Genomic DNA, 15,238 nt, shown 5'->3' on the forward strand with positions numbered 1-15,238 from the left:
CAGAACCTACCGAAAAATAGCCAGGAAAGACTACTTAGCAGTAGCCAAACAACGACGACCTAAACGAAACAAAAAAAACCAAGCCCTTAAAAAAAAACTGCAATATATTAAAAGAAACCTCGCTCATATTGAACAGCTAATCGAATCAGGTACCACCCTACAAAGTCTGACCAAAAAGCAATATAAAACCTTGCTAGTTATCACAGAAGTCTATCGGCAACAACTCTGGTTATTTGAAAATAAAAAACAGAGTATATCGGACAGAATAGTAAGTTTAAGCCAACCGCACATCCGTCCCATTGTCAGAGGAAAAGCAGGGAAACCTGTAGAGTTTGGAGCCAAACTATCAGCGAGTTGCAGTGAAGGATATGTATTTTTAGACCGGATGAGCTGGGATAATTTTAACGAATCAGGAGACTTAAAAGCACTCATTTGAAGTATTTAAAAATTACACAGGATACTATCCAGAATCAGTCCATGCTGATCGCATTTATCGAAGCGCGAGAAAATCGAGCTTGGTGTAAAGAAAGAGGAATTAGAATCAGTGGCCCCCCGTTAGGAAGACCACCAGCAAATGTTAGTAAGGAAACAAAGAAACAAGCATTAGAAGATGAAAGAGTTAGAAATGCAATTGAGGGCAAATTTGGGACTTGCGAAAAAGAAGATTTAGCCTGAATCGGGTGATGACAAAACTTGATAATACTTCGGAAACAGCCATTGCCCAAACTTTTTTAGTGATGAACCTTTCTACCTGGTTAAGACGGGTTTTTTGTGCGTTTTTATGTCACCAACCGAAAATCACACCTATTTATGGTTCACTGATTATTAAAAGCTATAACTGGGCCAGTTATAGTCAAGAAAAAGTTATGTCTCGCCGAGCTTGAATTGCCCATCAAGTGCGATGTCTGCGGTTAGCTACGCGATCGCGATTTTTTCTAACTTATTCAGCAAGCCCTAAATAAAAAAGCGGTGGCTGGATATGGTTTTAAGCTTTGGTCATAGATTTCCAACAGCTATCAAGCAGATTAAAAGATGTAATGTTTTGGTGATTGGCAGTACCGGGGCTGGGAAGAGTACACTAATTAGTTCAATGTTGAATTTTCCCATTAGCGACTCTGTTACAAACAGCATTTCAAACCCACCATATCAAAAGCCAGGACTACCAATAGCAATCTATGATACACCGGGACTTGAAAATAATAAAAAACAGCAGGATAGGGTCAAGGAGCAAATTGCTAAGTTCATCAAGCAACAGAAATACAAAGAACCAGAAGACCAAATCCATGCAATTTGGTACTGTGTAAACTCTCAAGTTACAAGAGAAACACTAATCGATCGGCGTTGGATTTCGTCAATTGCGAAAGAACTTCCAGTTATTGCTGTAATTACTCGCGCTTCAGGAGTGGAAAAAAGCTGGTTAGAACCTTTTCTCAGGGGCATTTCGGAAATTAAGAAAGTGATCCCAGTCATGGCAGTGCGAGAAAAAACACCTCATTACGACATTAAACCTTACGGTTTAGACTCTTTACTATTTGGCACTGAACATTTACTAGAAGAGATTGCTAAAAAAGCAATTTTGAATGCGATGAAATCCAAGGCAGATAAATCTTTTGGTTTGTGTATAGATGGATGCGCTAAGGTACTTACCGCTCGATTGTTGCCAGTTCCAATGATGCAAACACCGCTAGTAGCTACTCTACAATCTTGGATGCTTGCAGATATTTCCAAAACCTTTGGTTACAATTTTGATGGGAAACTTCTTTCAGAATTGTGTGCAGTAATTGGTACAACAGGTATTGAGGTTGAACTGGCTCAAATTCTCAACAACTTGCCAGGAGTTAATTATGACAATATCCAAACTGTTCATGACGTTTTATCTCAATTTGGTGTTATGCTTAACGGAATGACAGATGCACTACCCTTCAAAGATCAACTAATCGATTTGTTACCAGGGTTGGACAACTTCAATCCAGTAAGTGGATTCCCCATTTTCAGATGTATTGCTGCTGTTACTACTGCTCTCTGCACAGGTTTTCTAGCTCTTGCCTATATCGAGGCGATGAAAATATATAAGCAAGCTGAGTATGAAGGAGAACCACTGCCAGACATCAAAGAAACCTTGAAATATCTGGTGCAACAGTGGATGGAAGCTATCAAAATTGGGTTTGGGATAGGCTCAATTCCCGCTTTTGCAAACTAAGCCATCGTCATCACGAGGCAATTACCTCAACAACTAAAGCGATAACAACTAAAGCGATCGCCCTGGAAAGGTTAATACAGCACTTCCGGGTGTTATGAGGTACAATAAGAATAGATTAAAAAAATACACCAATGAAAGCATATTCAGTAGATTTGCGGACAAAAATAGTAGCAGCCCATCAAGATCAGAAGCTGTCGATCAGAAAAACAGCAGCGATATTTTCCGTCAGTAAAAGTTTAGTTCAAAAACTGGTCAAGCAACAAAAAATAGAGGGTAATTTACAGCCGAAACCCAGGGGAAAACCGAGATATAGTCATTTGAATAATTCCACAGATTCTTTGAGAGAAATAGTGGCAGCACATCCCGATGCAACCTTACTAGAATTGTGTGATTTATTTGCTCAGAAGACGGGAAATTGGGTGGGTAGAACAGCCATGTGTAACGCCTTACACAAGTTGGGATTAAATCGTAAAAAAAAACAGTTAGGAGTAGCCAAGCAGGCACTGAAAGAGTCATGAAATTAAGGTTAGAGTATTGGGAAAAAGTCAAGCATATCGACCCAAAAAATCTAGTCTTTTTAGATGAAACTGGAGTATTGCTAGGTTTAACCAGAACTCATGCGCGTTCCCAACGAGGGACGAGAGCCTATGCGGTCAAACCTTTTTATCGAGGTAAGAAAGTCACAGTAATTGGTGCAATTAGTCTCACGCAAGTAGTAGCATTAATGACCCTAGACAACTCGATGGATAGCCAAGCATTTGAGGTGTTTATCGACAAATGCTTAGTGCCACAATTGTGGTCGGGAGCAGTAGACGTGAATTGATAACTTACCAGCGCATAAAGTAGATTCAATTAAGCCCATGATTGAAGCGGTGGGTGCTTCTATCTTGTGTTTGTCCCCATACTCTCCTGATTTTAATCCAATTGAATTATGGTGGTCGCAACTCAAATCTTTGTTGCGACAGTTTTCGCCAACCACCACTCAAATGGTTGATACGATAATTGCTGTGGCTCTTGACTTAATTAATCCGAAACATCTCAAAAACTGGTTTACTAATTGCTGCTACTGTACCTCATAACATCCGGAAGTGCTGTAATATAGGCGATCGCTATTTTTTGTTTTAGAAAGGGGGTAATAAAATTTTTTCTGAGCTGCATTGTAAACCACTCATTAAGGAATAGCTGATTTCACCTAAATTATCCTTCCGCCATATACAAATGGGAGTCCAAATCACTGTTGCGTAGTTATTAAACTGATCTCGAAAGTCTTTGGGTGAGACTCCAATCTCTCTAGCTGCTTTGACGATCATTCTGCCAAGCGAAAAAGCAATTTTGCGACTAGCCTCATCTTCGTCCTCTTCATCAGACTCCATAAATGCCTCCATATAAGAATCGAAAATGATCGAGAGTTCATTTTTAATGTTGGGGTCAAACAGAAAGAAATCTGCGGTATGCCAATAAGTCTCTTCACCTTGTACTCTTTTATAGCGTTCGAGATTTTCATGAGTTGGTTCAAGAACAAAATTATTCATTGCCTGCAATACACAAACTCTTATTTAACACTTAGAAGTTTAACTTAACTATCTCAGAATTGCCAATCTAAAAATACTTCTGATCGGCCACCTAACCTGGGATTCCCGACGAGGTTTGAACTCGCAATCTTCTGCTTGAGGGGCAGACGGCTTAAACCAATTTGCCTATGGGACTTTAAAACTCGTAACTCCCGGAAACGGAGACGAGGTTGACGGGTTTCGATCCCGCTACCTTCGCTGTGACAGAGCGACGCTCTCCCAATTGAGCTACAGCCTCACAAATTGCTGTTTGGACGGGGTGGCGCTTGACTTCGCGTACTACAACCCAAGGGGGCGATCGCACTTGCAGTCAAGCCTGTCCAAAAGTATGTGACATGACTAATTACCTATTCGGTAAACCCCTGATCAATCAAGATGTTTGGGAGCTAAACTGGTAGTGTCGCGGGTGGTGAATCCGATGCTGAAGTTGTACTACACTCCAATTTCTCTGAACGATCGCCGCCTGTGGGTGGCGCTGGAAAAGCAGATTGCTTTTGAGCCGATCGCCCTTAACCTAGATGGCGACCAATTTGGGCCGGAATTCTCCGCAATCAACCCTTTCCATCGCATTCCTGTATGAATAGATGAAGATTTGACTTTGGTTGAGTCGCTGGCAATTCTGGTTAATCTGGAGGCGAAATACCCCACACCTGCACTGCTACCAACTGAGGCGAAAGCGTTGGGAATTGTGCGGATGGTGGAAATGGTGGCGTTGATTGAACTGTTGCCGGCGATGTTTCCCTTAACAGGTCAAATTCTGGGTGTAGCCGGAGATACAGCGGAAAAATTTGAGGAGTTACTGGCGGATGATTCCCTTCGGGATAGCTCCGCTCGCGCGGACTGATTTTGCAGAGGAACACAATTCAAAATCCCGGAGAGTTGGTGACTGTAAAAGCAGCCATCAAACCCCCAGGATTTAAGTTTTTCCTCTTAAACGAGGCTCAAATTATCTGCTGTGAGCTTTAACTCAATCAGCAGTAGCCAATTCGGTACTAGCACCACCGCGCTTCCGTGTCAGGGTATTGAAAAGCATCTGACCGACAGCTTTAATCAAATTGCCTTCTAACTCCATAAACATCTTCATGTTCATGCCAAAAGCTGCATTAGCTTCGTCAACAATTCGCTCTGCTGTTGCTTCGTCAATCGGCAGTTCATTCATTGCCTGACGGTAGTTACCCTTGAATTCTTTTTCATCAGGAATATCCTGGAATTCATAGAAAGCAGTGCCTTCTCCCTCGGAAAGATTCATCCCGCGCTGGGCAATTCCCTTCAGGATTTGTCCGCCCGATAAATCGCCAAGGTAGCGAGTGTAAGAGTGAGCTACTAACAGTTCCGGTGCGGTCGCCGAAATCTCGCGAATTCGCTCCACATAAGCTTTAGCTGCGGCTGAGGGGGCTACTTGTTCGCGCCAATTCGCACCGTAGTAGTAAAATAAATCTTGCTCTAAGCTGTGTTTGCGATTCAACTCAGAAAAGTAAATTTTTGAAACAACCGGATGCTGCTTTTGGCGTTCCATTTCCTCTTCCATTGCCGAGTAGACAAAGTAGAGGTTTCCTACTAACTTCCGGTAAGAAGTTTTTTCTACAACGCCTTTTAAAAAACACTTGACAAAACCGACGTTTTCTGCCATTGTGTGGGACTTTTTCGTTCCCTCACGCAATTTGGTCGCTAAATTGATGCTCATAAAAAAATTCGGTAAGTGGGAAACTCAGCGTCTTTAGACCTGAGATGGAAACGGCTCGGCGGTTGAAACCGCCGTGAATCTTTGCATTACACGAGGATTGCTAGATGGGAGTGTAATGAATGTAATGTAATTTCGATGGGACACTTCAGCTAGGGGAGCGTGCATCGAAATTACCCTCTCAAATTTGGCAACCCGCGATCGCATAATGTTTGCTCTTTCGAGCCTCCCTTTCGGGGTGATGTTAGCTTGCGCCTTAGTTAACGGCCGGTACTATATCTAGGACACTGATTTAACCCAATAAGTCTGTTTAATCCTAAATTTCTAGAGCAAGGAACTAGCTTCGCATTCCCTGGTAGGTCTTTAACTCTTACCGTTAACGTAGTACCAAGGTACTGAGTCTGGTCAACTGCGGTTTAAGTCTTAGGCTAGAAGCCCAATCTCTTTAGACCTGGGTCGTTGACGCTATACTGTCCAACCTTCTATTTTTGTGAGGGTCGATCAAGTCGCCAAAAATCTAAAATTTACCTAAGTGTTTACCTTAGATCGATTTGATGAGAGATTGTATTAATTTTTATAACAAAAGTTGGCAGTAGTCAGTCGTCAGTAGTCAGTTGGCAGTTGGCAGTAGTCAGTAGTCATCAGTCATCAGTCATCAGCCACTAACTAATGACTAATGACTAATGACTCATCCTCGCCAGCAAACAACTGTCAACTGTCAACTGTCAACTAACTTAGATGTCCAAGTCGAGGAGGTTGAGTTTGGGGCCGTAGGTTTCGATGAATTCGCGGCGGGGGGCGACACGATCGCCCATTAAGATCGTAAAGATGCGATCGGCCTCAGCAGCGTCTTCAATTTCCACCCGTTTCAGCGTCCGAGTTTCTGGGTTCATCGTTGTATCCCACAACTGTGTCGGCATCATTTCCCCCAAACCTTTGAACCGCTGAATGGTGTAATTAGCATTCGCCGGAAATTCATTGCGGATGAGATTGTTCATTTCGCGATCGCTGTAACAGTAGTAATGATTGCGTCCCCGTTCCACTTTATAGAGAGGAGGACAAGCAATATAGATGTAACCTTGTTCTACAAGCGCACGCTGATAGCGGTAGAAGAAAGTCAGCAACAGCGTGCGGATGTGAGCACCATCTACGTCAGCGTCAGTCATAATTACGATGTGGTGATACCGCAATTGACCCGGATCGAATTCTTCGCCTTTGATGCCCAAACCCAGGGCTGTAATTAACGATTGAATTTCGTTATTTTTGTAGATTTTGGCGTCGTCGGTTTTCTCAATGTTGAGAATTTTACCGCGCAAAGGCAGGATTGCTTGGAATTGGCGATCGCGCCCTTGTTTTGCACTGTTATGGACAAAAATTCCCGCCCCTAATGCAAAGTTGTGACTGTTGGGCACTTCGATGTCGTAAACATCGTAGCGTTCCTCTACAGCTTCGATCTTGACAACGCGGTGGTTGTAATTCCGAACCGCTTGGCGAGCATATAGTGCATCACCATTAAAGTAGCGATCGCAAAAACTCTCATACTTCAACAAACACTTATCTTTTTTCGTGCGGCGGTAGATATTGTAATAATCAACATCAATCCAGCCCATTTTCATCTCAACAGCCTTCAAAGCTTCAAGAGTTTTGCGGTAATAAGTTTCGTTCAAAGCTTCTTTACGTTTCTGGCGAAACTCCGGCGTCCACTGTTCCTTAGTTTTTTCGCGCCGCCACTCCAACAAATTCTCATCTTGCCACTGTTCTTGAGCAAGTTGAGAATGAGTCTCCCGTGCTTCAGGATTGTTAGCAAAATGATTGCGAACCCGTTCCGACTGAGCCAAACGGTTTTCTTCGGAACTCCAATACTCTTGCTGGGCTTGGTTCAGCAGTTCATTATTCTGCTGGCGATAAGTTTCATCAGTATCGTAAAACTCCCGCCACTTGCTCATCATGTAAGCTTTATACTCTTCATCTTCCCACTGAGCTTTCGCCTGTTCCGAAAGAATTTGTCGCGTTTCCGGCTGCCGCATCCGCTCTTTCATCATCGCCCGAAATTCATCGGTCATGTGAGCTTGACGGCTCTTTTCAATGACATCGGGCCTGTGCAAGGTTTTCTCAAGGTTCGCGCGGTGTAAAGCCAAGTGATCCTCAGCCGACATTCGCTGAATATTTGTCGGATTGTTGTTGAGTTTGTTAAAGTCAACGTGGTGGCGGTGATTGCCGTCAGATGCTTGATAAACGCCGTGTTTCAGGTTGTAGAAATCCGCTAAAAGATGGGTGTAAATCCACTTATCACTGTTGGGATTCCAAACCATTTCGTAACCGTTAAGTCCCTGACCCTGTTTGTTTTTTTCCGACAACTTGCTGTGGAACGGCATTAATGAATCTTCCGGTGTCAGCATGGCGGCTGCTTTGTAAGTGCCATCCCGCAACATGAATGGATGGTCGGGAGTGCAAGTTATTGTCTCCCCATTGTCTAATGTCAGTTTGACAACTTCAGCATTTGCTTTAGTCATCCGAGCATTAGTTATTCGCTCAAACCCGATGTTTCCACTCTCGCGAATGGTGTAGCAAAAGTGTTCTTTACCTTCTGCTTGTTCGTCAACTATCTGTTTGATAGTTTTTGTGGTGCCGTCAGCTAATTTTATTTCCTGAAATGAAAAAAAACAGCCCCCCGCGGAATCCCCCTCGACCAGGTATATCTCAGACAGGGCGGGGTCTCTGGAGCTACAGTCCGCTAATTTTCCAGGCAAAGGAGACGATTCTAAGACTGATTTTCGGCGCACTAAATCGCGGGCACGACGGGCGGCTTCAGCGGCCTTAAATGCCTGAATTGCTTTTTCCAAAATAGCGTCGGCTACTTGGGGGCGAAACTCCAAATATTCTGTCAATACTTCGCCTACCAAGGAATCCACAATTCCCCGGACTTCGGTATTGCCCAGTTTAGTTTTAGTTTGGCCTTCAAATTCCGGGTCTGGGACTTTCACAGAAATGACGGCTGTCAAACCTTCGCGAACGTTTTCGCCGGCTAGGTTGGGTTCGTTTTCTTTGATTTTGTTGCGCTTGCGGGCGATCGAATTCATCGTCCGCGTCAAAACAGCCTTCAAACCTTCTAAGTGCGTGCCACCGTCGATCGTCCGAATGTTGTTAGCAAAACCGAGAACATTGTCGCTAAAAGCATCAACGCACCACTGCAAAGCCACTTCTATCTGCACGTTATTGCGTTCGCCTTGCACGTAAATCACTTCTTCGTGCAGAGGCTGCTTTTCGCGGTTCATGTAGGCGATATATTCCTTGATTCCGCCCTCATAACAGTATGTTTCGATGCGAGGTTCGCTACTTTTAAGCAGTTCCAAACGGTGGTCGCTAAACGTAATTCTCACGCCCGCATTCAAGTAACCCAATTCTCGCAAGCGCCCCGCGAGTGTAGTGTAATCAAATTCAATGCCAGTGCTAAATATTTGAGTATCTGGCAAGAAAGAAACTGAAGTGCCGGTGCGAGTGCCTTTGTTGGGCTTGGCAGTAAGTTCAGTAACTGGATTGCCTCTTTCGTAGCGCTGTAAATGTTCTTTTTGGTCGCGCCAAACTGTCACTTCTACCCACTCGGACAGCGCGTTAACAACAGAAATACCTACACCGTGCAATCCTCCAGAAACCTTGTAGCCACCACCGCCAAATTTACCGCCGGCGTGGAGTACAGTCATTACTGTTTCTATTCCCGATTTGCCAGTCTTGGCAACGATGCCGGTGGGAATACCCCGGCCGTCGTCTGTCACGGTAACGGAACCGTCGGCGTTGATGTCAATCTCGATGTGAGTGCAGTGGCCAGCCAGCGCCTCATCTATGGAATTGTCCACAACCTCGTAAACTAGATGGTGGAGTCCTCGCGGCCCGGTGGTACCGATGTACATCCCCGGTCGTTTACGGACTGCTTCGAGACCTTCGAGAACTTGAATCTGGTCGGCGCTGTAGCTGCTGGTCATACAAAAATAGCTCCAATAATGAGGCCTAAAGCCCCGAAAGCTTCTAAAATGGGAAAACTCCTAAAATTATAGCACAAAACCGTTAAAGGCGATGCTAGGGCTTTCTGAAGGGAAATTTATTGGGGGGAGGGAGGGGAATAGTTTTCAGATTGCTGGAGGAATGCCCTGCCCGATCGCGGTGAATCAGGGCATGGAGAGAGGGGAAAGCATTGATAGGAGAGGATTTGATAGTTTTTATAGGGAAATATGCGACAGCTTATGCCTAGATTAATTACGATTTGCGGGGCGACGGCGACGGGGAAGTCGGGAGTGGCTTTGGCTTTGGCGGGGCGACTGCAATCTTCGATTCTGAGTGCGGACTCCCGTCAAGTGTACCGCGAATTTGACATCGGAACCGCAAAACCGACGGCGGTCGATCGCACTTGTGTACCGCATCACTTAATTGACATCTGCGATCCGACAGAAACTCTGACACTAGCAGATTACCAGCAACAAGCTCAAAATTTAATTGCTGCTGTTGATTCTCCTCTGTTGTTGGTGGGAGGGACGGGCTTATATATTAAATCGATCGTGCGCGGTTTAAAAATTCCGAGGGTAGCACCGATGCCCGAATTGCGATCGCAACTTGCGGAACTCGGACAATCTCAATGTTACGCGATGTTGCAGCAGGTCGATCGCTCTGCGGCTGAGAAAATTCACCTCAATGACCCAGTAAGAACTTTAAGAGCACTGGAAGTATTTTATGCGACCGGTCGCCCTATTTCCGAACAGCAGGGCGAAAATCCTCCCAATTATCCTATTTTACAAATTGGGTTGGATTGCGCGATCGATGTTTTGGTCGATCGGATCAAACAGCGCACCGAACAAATGCTAGAACGCGGTTGGATTGCTGAAGTAGAATATTTGTGTAAAAAATACGGCTGCGATTTGCCACTGTTGAACACGCTGGGTTATCAGGAAATCAAACAATATTTGGCTGGCGAGATTAAGCTTGAAGAAGCCAAAGAATTAACAATTTTGCACACGCGGCAATTTGCGAAGAGACAGGGGACTTGGTTTCGGGCCTATCCTCAAATTGAATGGTTTGATGTTAGCGCACCAGATTTGTGCGATCGAGTTTGGCAGAAAGTGCAAGAATTTGTCAACGAAGATTTTGGGGCTCGCAAATAATCATGTTAATAAGTTCGTAGTAAGGACGACCATGATCTAAGAAAGCTGTGAGATCATATTGAACCTTTCAGCGATAAGTAGCAGGAAATAAAACTTCTATTTGAGGAGAGGCGAGCACCGGATCAGAATGAGCCAATCTCACCAATACTCTGCAGAATGTCTCATTTCTTAACCAATCTTGCAGGAATTCGCGCAATTGAAGCTCAGCAGGTAGCAATGTTTGGTAAATAGAGCGTTCAGAAGATGTCTCTAACAGCCGATGAAAAACTGATTCGTAGGCTTGTGCTTCTGTGGGAATTGATGCCCAGTTAATGGGTGATATTACCAGCAGCGAAACATCATCAGCTTTGTAATCTAGTTGCTTATTAATCAGAGCTACAGCCTTATTTACCAAGTAGCCTCCAAATGTAAAATAGCGGATACCTTTAGATGAACGAATATAGGGAATTTGGTCAATCCGACAAATCCTCCGCAGGTTATCTCTTGCTTTTTCTAAACTTTCGTGTAGGCTCCGGGTTAAAACCTCACTCGGCAATTCCTCCTTGTGGATGATTTGCCAGACACGATCGCAAACAAAAGCATCTGTGCTAATTCCTCTACCCCCATAGGTAAAATCAATGGCACTACCTTTTTCAGATGATGGTTCAACAAGGATACCAGCCATCGAAGCCTTGCGTACCCGCCAAATTTTACCTGCAAAACGTACCAGAATTCCTGGTCTAACTCTGAGTAAGTTCTCAGCAGGAACTTCACCTAAAACTTTAGATGTGTAACGTAATTCTATGGTTTGGGAACTCCGGCAAAAGTTACCGTAGATCATTCGATAATCGACAAGTTTGTGCAGGTTTGCATCAGCACCATATTGATTTTTGAAACCATGACGCTGAAGATAACTATTATTAGCTAATTCACCAAGTATTGTTTCGATAGATGAGCGATCTAGATAGTCTTGGTGATCGAATAGCTTGCACAATTCTGCAATTCGAGTGAAGCGACCACCCTCCGATGCAATGACGCTGAGACACTGTTGCCCAATCGCTCCAAATAATTCATAGGGAGAGCGAATAGGTAACTCACCTTTTTTCGCTGCATCGACAAGAGCAATAAAACGCAACGACTCAAAGATTATATGATCGGAATTATCCGGTACTAGGCAGATAACATTTGTTTTATTGGCGCGTCGATTACTGCGACCAATTCGCTGTAGGAATGATTCAACCCCGCTGGGTAATCCCCAAAGAATTACAGCATCAATATCACCGATGTCAATACCAAGTTCTAATGTACTGGTAGCAATACAGATCGCAGTTCTTGCAGCAGTAAATTTTTGCTCAGTTTCCGCTCTAACTTCTGGCGAGAGAGATGAGTAATGAGTAAAAATGAGGGGATTTAAGCTTTTTTCATGCTGCAAAATTCCTGCTAACCGTTCACATTCTCGGCGAGAATTAGTAAAAATCAATAGTTTAGTCTGCCTCCCTTCTGTCAACTTGCGAATGAGCTTCAGAAAGCTGGCTTCATCAGCAATATGCCGGACATGGGCATCAATAGAACGATGAGCAGGAAATTGAAGGAATTCAGCACTAGCTGCTGATCCAAACAAGAAATCACGCACGTCTGAAAGTCTCCCCACTGTTGCAGATAAGGCAGCCCATTGCAACTCTTGTCCTAAGCTTTTTTGGAGTCTTTGAAATAGGATAGATAGTTGCAATCCTCTCTGCGTGTTGTAGAGAAGATGCACCTCGTCAATAACTACAGCGCAAACTGTTTGTAAAGTTGCATCTTTGCGGAAAAGTAGCACTTCCAGCGATTCTGGCGTTGTTACTAGAACATGGGGTGTTTGCCCAGATACTAAATCATCGCGATCGCCATGACGTATGCCAACACGAAGTCCCAATTGAGCCAATGGCGGATACAGCCGCTTTTCTAAATCATTAACCAGTGCCTTAGTAGGCGCAATATAAATCAGAGTCAAGGCTTCAGTTGTGACAGCTTTTCGCCAATAACGACTTAGCAAGGGAGCCAAAACAGCCTCAGTTTTCCCAGAACCAGTACCAGAAGATAGGACAATATTTTGACCCTTTACTAGCGGTTCAATAGCAGCTTCTTGTACCGGACGCAAAGCTGTAAAACTTCCATAAAATGCTGAAGCAACACGGCGCTCCAACAATTCAATGCTACTCATTCTATTTCCTCAAGCTGTCGGTCTAAAAACTTCACAACTTCCTTAATCGTTTGACGAGTACGGTCTTGAACTGCAATAGAGCCAGTTTTTTTGACAACCGCAGTCAGACCTAGTTCAATAGCCGATGAATTAGTATCCCATCCATAAGCAATTCCATGAAAGGCCTTAATTTTTATGGTTAACTCTTGTAACTGACTAATCTCTAGGGGACTCATTTCAAAGGTAGAAAGCGCATCCAATTGAGCATAGTCATAATCCCACCGACCCTTACTAATCAGACGATTCCTGCACTTGCTGACAAATTCTGGTGTCACAGCAAAAAAACTCATGCCCTGAAATTGCTGACCTGCAAAAAACTGGAATAGATTTTGAAATGCCATTTCTTGATGGGCTATATTTGTAATGTTAGATAAAACATCCTCAAATTCATCAAAAAGTATGATAATCCCTCTCATTCCCGAAGCACAGGCAAGGGTATGAATATCTCTAATTGCTGCCCAAGACTGAGCGTAACCTTGAGATTTAAAGTCAAATAAAAGTGCCTTTGTTGTATAGTTTTGCCACTTAATTGTTCGAGTTAATTCTAGTTCTTTTCGGTAGCACATCCGGCTTTTATGTATCAACTCCTGATAAAGATGCTGTGTCTTATAATTACTTTTTTGAAACAGCAAATCCTCTACTAAATCTTTATTAACTCTTCCGCTCATCCAAGCGCGCAAGGCAATAAAAATAGCTGGAGATTCAAGGGATTGAGAAAAATCCCATTGCCCGTTATTCGTTATTTTTTGCCATTGCTTACCTGCTGTTCCTTTACTCTCACGTGCTTGTTCGCAAACCCAGTCAAAGAAAGGGCGGACACCTCTATCTTCAGAGTTGTTTGGAATCTCTAAACCACGCCAGATTGCACCCAACATCTGATCCATGCGATTGAAACGGACAGCAGATTTAGCATCCAGTGTTACGGAACTAACAGCAAAATTTGCTTTTAAAGCGGTTTCACGGATAAATCGCAACAAGTGACTTTTGCCAGAACCGTAGTTAGCTTTTAGCAATAGCGCATCCGTTTTTCCTTGTTGAAGCCTAGCGGTTAGCTCCGTAATCTCTGACAGTCTACCTACTGTGAAATAGCGTACCTGACCATCAGGGGGAATTCCAAGACGAAGAGATTCAATGACTCGCTGCACTTCTATATTCACCGATTATTCCTCCCTAAGATGATCCATTACGTCGTCGTATATAGTTTCCGCTGACCTGATTTCTCCTTCTAGATGGTCATCAAAATGTGTAATCAAAGCTGTTACTAGGACGCGCCAAAAGCGAACACCACTGAGTGCCGGATGAATTTCATAAAGTTCTTTTACAAAAAATTCAACTTTTACTTCAGAAGGTAATTCTAGTGTCGCTTCTGGATAAGCAGTTGCATAAATACTCAGGATTTTCTTAGCCGCGCTCTGATAGTCTGATAGCTCTGTTACTACCTGATCAAAATTCCAGATAGTATCTAATGCTCTCGGTTGACGTTGTTGCTCTGGCTTGCCGATTCGTCCTTCTAAAGCTCCATAGGTTATGATTCCGTGTTTGGGGTCTGTGAAAAAGTCAGGTGTGGTTGCATAGATGAGAAACAGACCCTTCAGGGCTTCAATATTATTGATCAGAGATAACAAATTGTTGTGAGCATCCCGTAGAGAGGATTTACGCATAATAGAGTAAGCCTGTTCAGCCTCATCAAACAGGATGAGTAATCCTTTGTAGCCGGAAAGTCTCACAAATCCCGCAAGGGATTGTAGCATTAGTTTCGCATTGTCTTTATTAACAATTTTGTTAACTTCAAATCGCTTCCGGTACATAGCCACGCTACCTTCTCCACTGAACCATTGGAGAATTTCAGCTCTATTTTGTTCTTGAAGAGCTAGATCGGGGGATTCAGGCAGAAAAGTTTCCCAGTATTTTTGAATCATCTTTTTAAAATCAATATCAATGCTCCTATCGAGAATCAGAGCTTCTCTAGCTTTAACGTAATCCTCGTAGGAAACTTCGTTACTAACTTTACAATTGCCTGTAGATAAATAAGCTAAAGATTCTTTTAAAACTTGCCCAAAGGGTGCTGCTTCGTTTTCAGTTAAGTAAGAGCTCGTTGAAATATTCCGCAAAATAGAATAAAAAACGCTCTCAAACTTATTTAAAGCTGCTGCTTTATCCAACTGTACATTAGAGACTAGGCAGTTATTTTGAAATGCGACTTCCCGAAGCAACCTAAAGAAATGGGTTTTTCCGGCTCCCCACGAACCGCTGATAAAACGGATGATTCCCTTTTCTTCTATACCGCTTAAATGAAATTTTTTAATCCCTGCTATTAATTTTTCATTTCCTACGGAATATAAATCAACACCACGCTGGGGTGGAGTACCTTTGCGAAGTGACTCAACAACCTGAGTAGCAATGCGCTGAGCCATA

The 15,238-nt window shown here is 43.5% G+C and carries 13 protein-coding genes, 2 tRNA genes and 1 pseudogene; 8 read left to right on the forward strand and 8 right to left on the reverse strand.

Annotated elements, in window-relative coordinates:
- The 5 genes and pseudogenes from QT990_RS29905 to QT990_RS35925 form a co-directional block, all read left to right on the forward strand.
- A pseudogene (locus QT990_RS29905) lies at positions 1–884 on the forward strand (transposase); the annotation flags it as partial.
- 95 nt (positions 885–979) lie between these two features.
- The gene (locus QT990_RS29910) at positions 980–2,200 is read left to right on the forward strand and encodes a GTPase domain-containing protein (RefSeq protein ID WP_333145497.1); all 1,221 of its coding nucleotides are present in this window, start codon (positions 980–982) and stop codon (positions 2,198–2,200) included.
- 131 nt (positions 2,201–2,331) lie between these two features.
- On the forward strand, positions 2,332–2,718 hold the full coding sequence (locus QT990_RS29915; protein ID WP_333145495.1) for an IS630 transposase-related protein: 387 nt from the start codon (positions 2,332–2,334) through the stop codon (positions 2,716–2,718).
- The gene (locus QT990_RS29920; protein ID WP_333145493.1) at positions 2,715–3,023 is read left to right on the forward strand and encodes a transposase; all 309 of its coding nucleotides are present in this window, start codon (positions 2,715–2,717) and stop codon (positions 3,021–3,023) included. The genes QT990_RS29915 and QT990_RS29920 overlap by 4 nt, the downstream gene beginning before the upstream one ends.
- Entirely contained in the window at positions 3,019–3,279 is a 261-nt protein-coding gene (locus tag QT990_RS35925) for a transposase (RefSeq protein ID WP_445252130.1), read from the forward strand. The genes QT990_RS29920 and QT990_RS35925 overlap by 5 nt, the downstream gene beginning before the upstream one ends.
- 42 nt (positions 3,280–3,321) lie before the next feature.
- On the opposite strand, the gene QT990_RS29925 is transcribed toward QT990_RS35925, so the two are convergent.
- From QT990_RS29925 to QT990_RS29935, 3 genes are all read right to left on the reverse strand, one after another.
- Positions 3,322–3,732, reverse strand: coding sequence for a hypothetical protein (locus QT990_RS29925; protein WP_333145488.1), 411 nt, complete (start codon positions 3,730–3,732; stop codon positions 3,322–3,324).
- A 97-nt stretch (positions 3,733–3,829) separates the two neighbouring features.
- Positions 3,830–3,907, reverse strand: a tRNA-Glu gene (locus QT990_RS29930).
- A 29-nt stretch (positions 3,908–3,936) separates the two neighbouring features.
- Positions 3,937–4,009, reverse strand: a tRNA-Asp gene (locus QT990_RS29935).
- Between the two features lie 141 nt (positions 4,010–4,150).
- Here QT990_RS29935 and QT990_RS29940 point away from each other — a divergent pair.
- Positions 4,151–4,351, forward strand: coding sequence for a glutathione S-transferase family protein (locus tag QT990_RS29940; protein ID WP_333145486.1), 201 nt, complete (start codon positions 4,151–4,153; stop codon positions 4,349–4,351).
- A gap of 12 nt (positions 4,352–4,363) precedes the next feature.
- Positions 4,364–4,615, forward strand: coding sequence for a hypothetical protein (locus tag QT990_RS29945; protein WP_333145484.1), 252 nt, complete (start codon positions 4,364–4,366; stop codon positions 4,613–4,615).
- A gap of 123 nt (positions 4,616–4,738) precedes the next feature.
- On the opposite strand, the gene QT990_RS29950 is transcribed toward QT990_RS29945, so the two are convergent.
- Both QT990_RS29950 and gyrB read right to left on the reverse strand, forming a co-directional pair.
- Positions 4,739–5,455 carry a heme oxygenase (biliverdin-producing) gene (locus tag QT990_RS29950; RefSeq protein ID WP_333145482.1) on the reverse strand — a complete coding sequence of 239 codons (717 nt, stop codon included), beginning with the start codon at positions 5,453–5,455 and terminating at the stop codon, positions 4,739–4,741.
- 731 nt (positions 5,456–6,186) lie between these two features.
- Positions 6,187–9,432: a DNA topoisomerase (ATP-hydrolyzing) subunit B gene (gene gyrB / locus QT990_RS29955; protein ID WP_333145480.1), complete on the reverse strand. Its 3,246-nt coding sequence runs from the start codon at positions 9,430–9,432 to the stop codon at positions 6,187–6,189.
- 258 nt (positions 9,433–9,690) lie between these two features.
- On the opposite strand from gyrB, the gene miaA reads away from it, so the two are divergent.
- Positions 9,691–10,602: a tRNA (adenosine(37)-N6)-dimethylallyltransferase MiaA gene (miaA, locus tag QT990_RS29960; protein WP_333145478.1), complete on the forward strand. Its 912-nt coding sequence runs from the start codon at positions 9,691–9,693 to the stop codon at positions 10,600–10,602.
- 67 nt (positions 10,603–10,669) lie between these two features.
- Here the strand turns inward: miaA and QT990_RS29965 are convergent, their stop codons facing one another.
- From QT990_RS29965 to QT990_RS29975, 3 genes are read right to left on the reverse strand one after another with little or no spacing between them, the layout of a single operon-like run.
- The gene (locus tag QT990_RS29965) at positions 10,670–12,784 is read right to left on the reverse strand and encodes a DEAD/DEAH box helicase (protein ID WP_333145475.1); all 2,115 of its coding nucleotides are present in this window, start codon (positions 12,782–12,784) and stop codon (positions 10,670–10,672) included.
- On the reverse strand, positions 12,781–13,980 hold the full coding sequence (locus QT990_RS29970; protein WP_333145473.1) for a BREX system ATP-binding domain-containing protein: 1,200 nt from the start codon (positions 13,978–13,980) through the stop codon (positions 12,781–12,783). Before QT990_RS29970 ends, QT990_RS29965 begins: the two co-directional genes overlap by 4 nt.
- A gap of 3 nt (positions 13,981–13,983) precedes the next feature.
- Positions 13,984–15,237, reverse strand: a complete 1,254-nt coding sequence (locus QT990_RS29975; protein WP_333145471.1) for a BREX system ATP-binding domain-containing protein — start codon at positions 15,235–15,237, stop codon at positions 13,984–13,986.
- Position 15,238 lies beyond the last annotated feature (1 nt).

The organism is Microcoleus sp. T3_B1 (assembly GCF_036700445.1).
Taxonomy (GTDB): domain Bacteria; phylum Cyanobacteriota; class Cyanobacteriia; order Cyanobacteriales; family Microcoleaceae; genus Microcoleus.

Bases quoted from the DNA above. Each gene is read 5' to 3' on its own strand.
- QT990_RS29910 (WP_333145497.1), top strand. From the start codon at position 980: ATGGTTTTAAGCTTTGGTCATAGATTTCCAACAGCTATCAAGCAGATT.
- QT990_RS29915 (WP_333145495.1), top strand. From the start codon at position 2,332: ATGAAAGCATATTCAGTAGATTTGCGGACAAAAATAGTAGCAGCCCAT.
- QT990_RS29920 (WP_333145493.1), top strand. From the start codon at position 2,715: ATGAAATTAAGGTTAGAGTATTGGGAAAAAGTCAAGCATATCGACCCA.
- QT990_RS29925 (WP_333145488.1), bottom strand. From the start codon at position 3,732: ATGAATAATTTTGTTCTTGAACCAACTCATGAAAATCTCGAACGCTAT.
- QT990_RS29950 (WP_333145482.1), bottom strand. From the start codon at position 5,455: ATGAGCATCAATTTAGCGACCAAATTGCGTGAGGGAACGAAAAAGTCC.
- gyrB (WP_333145480.1), bottom strand. From the start codon at position 9,432: ATGACCAGCAGCTACAGCGCCGACCAGATTCAAGTTCTCGAAGGTCTC.
- miaA (WP_333145478.1), top strand. From the start codon at position 9,691: ATGCCTAGATTAATTACGATTTGCGGGGCGACGGCGACGGGGAAGTCG.
- QT990_RS29965 (WP_333145475.1), bottom strand. From the start codon at position 12,784: ATGAGTAGCATTGAATTGTTGGAGCGCCGTGTTGCTTCAGCATTTTAT.
- QT990_RS29975 (WP_333145471.1), bottom strand. From the start codon at position 15,237: ATGGCTCAGCGCATTGCTACTCAGGTTGTTGAGTCACTTCGCAAAGGT.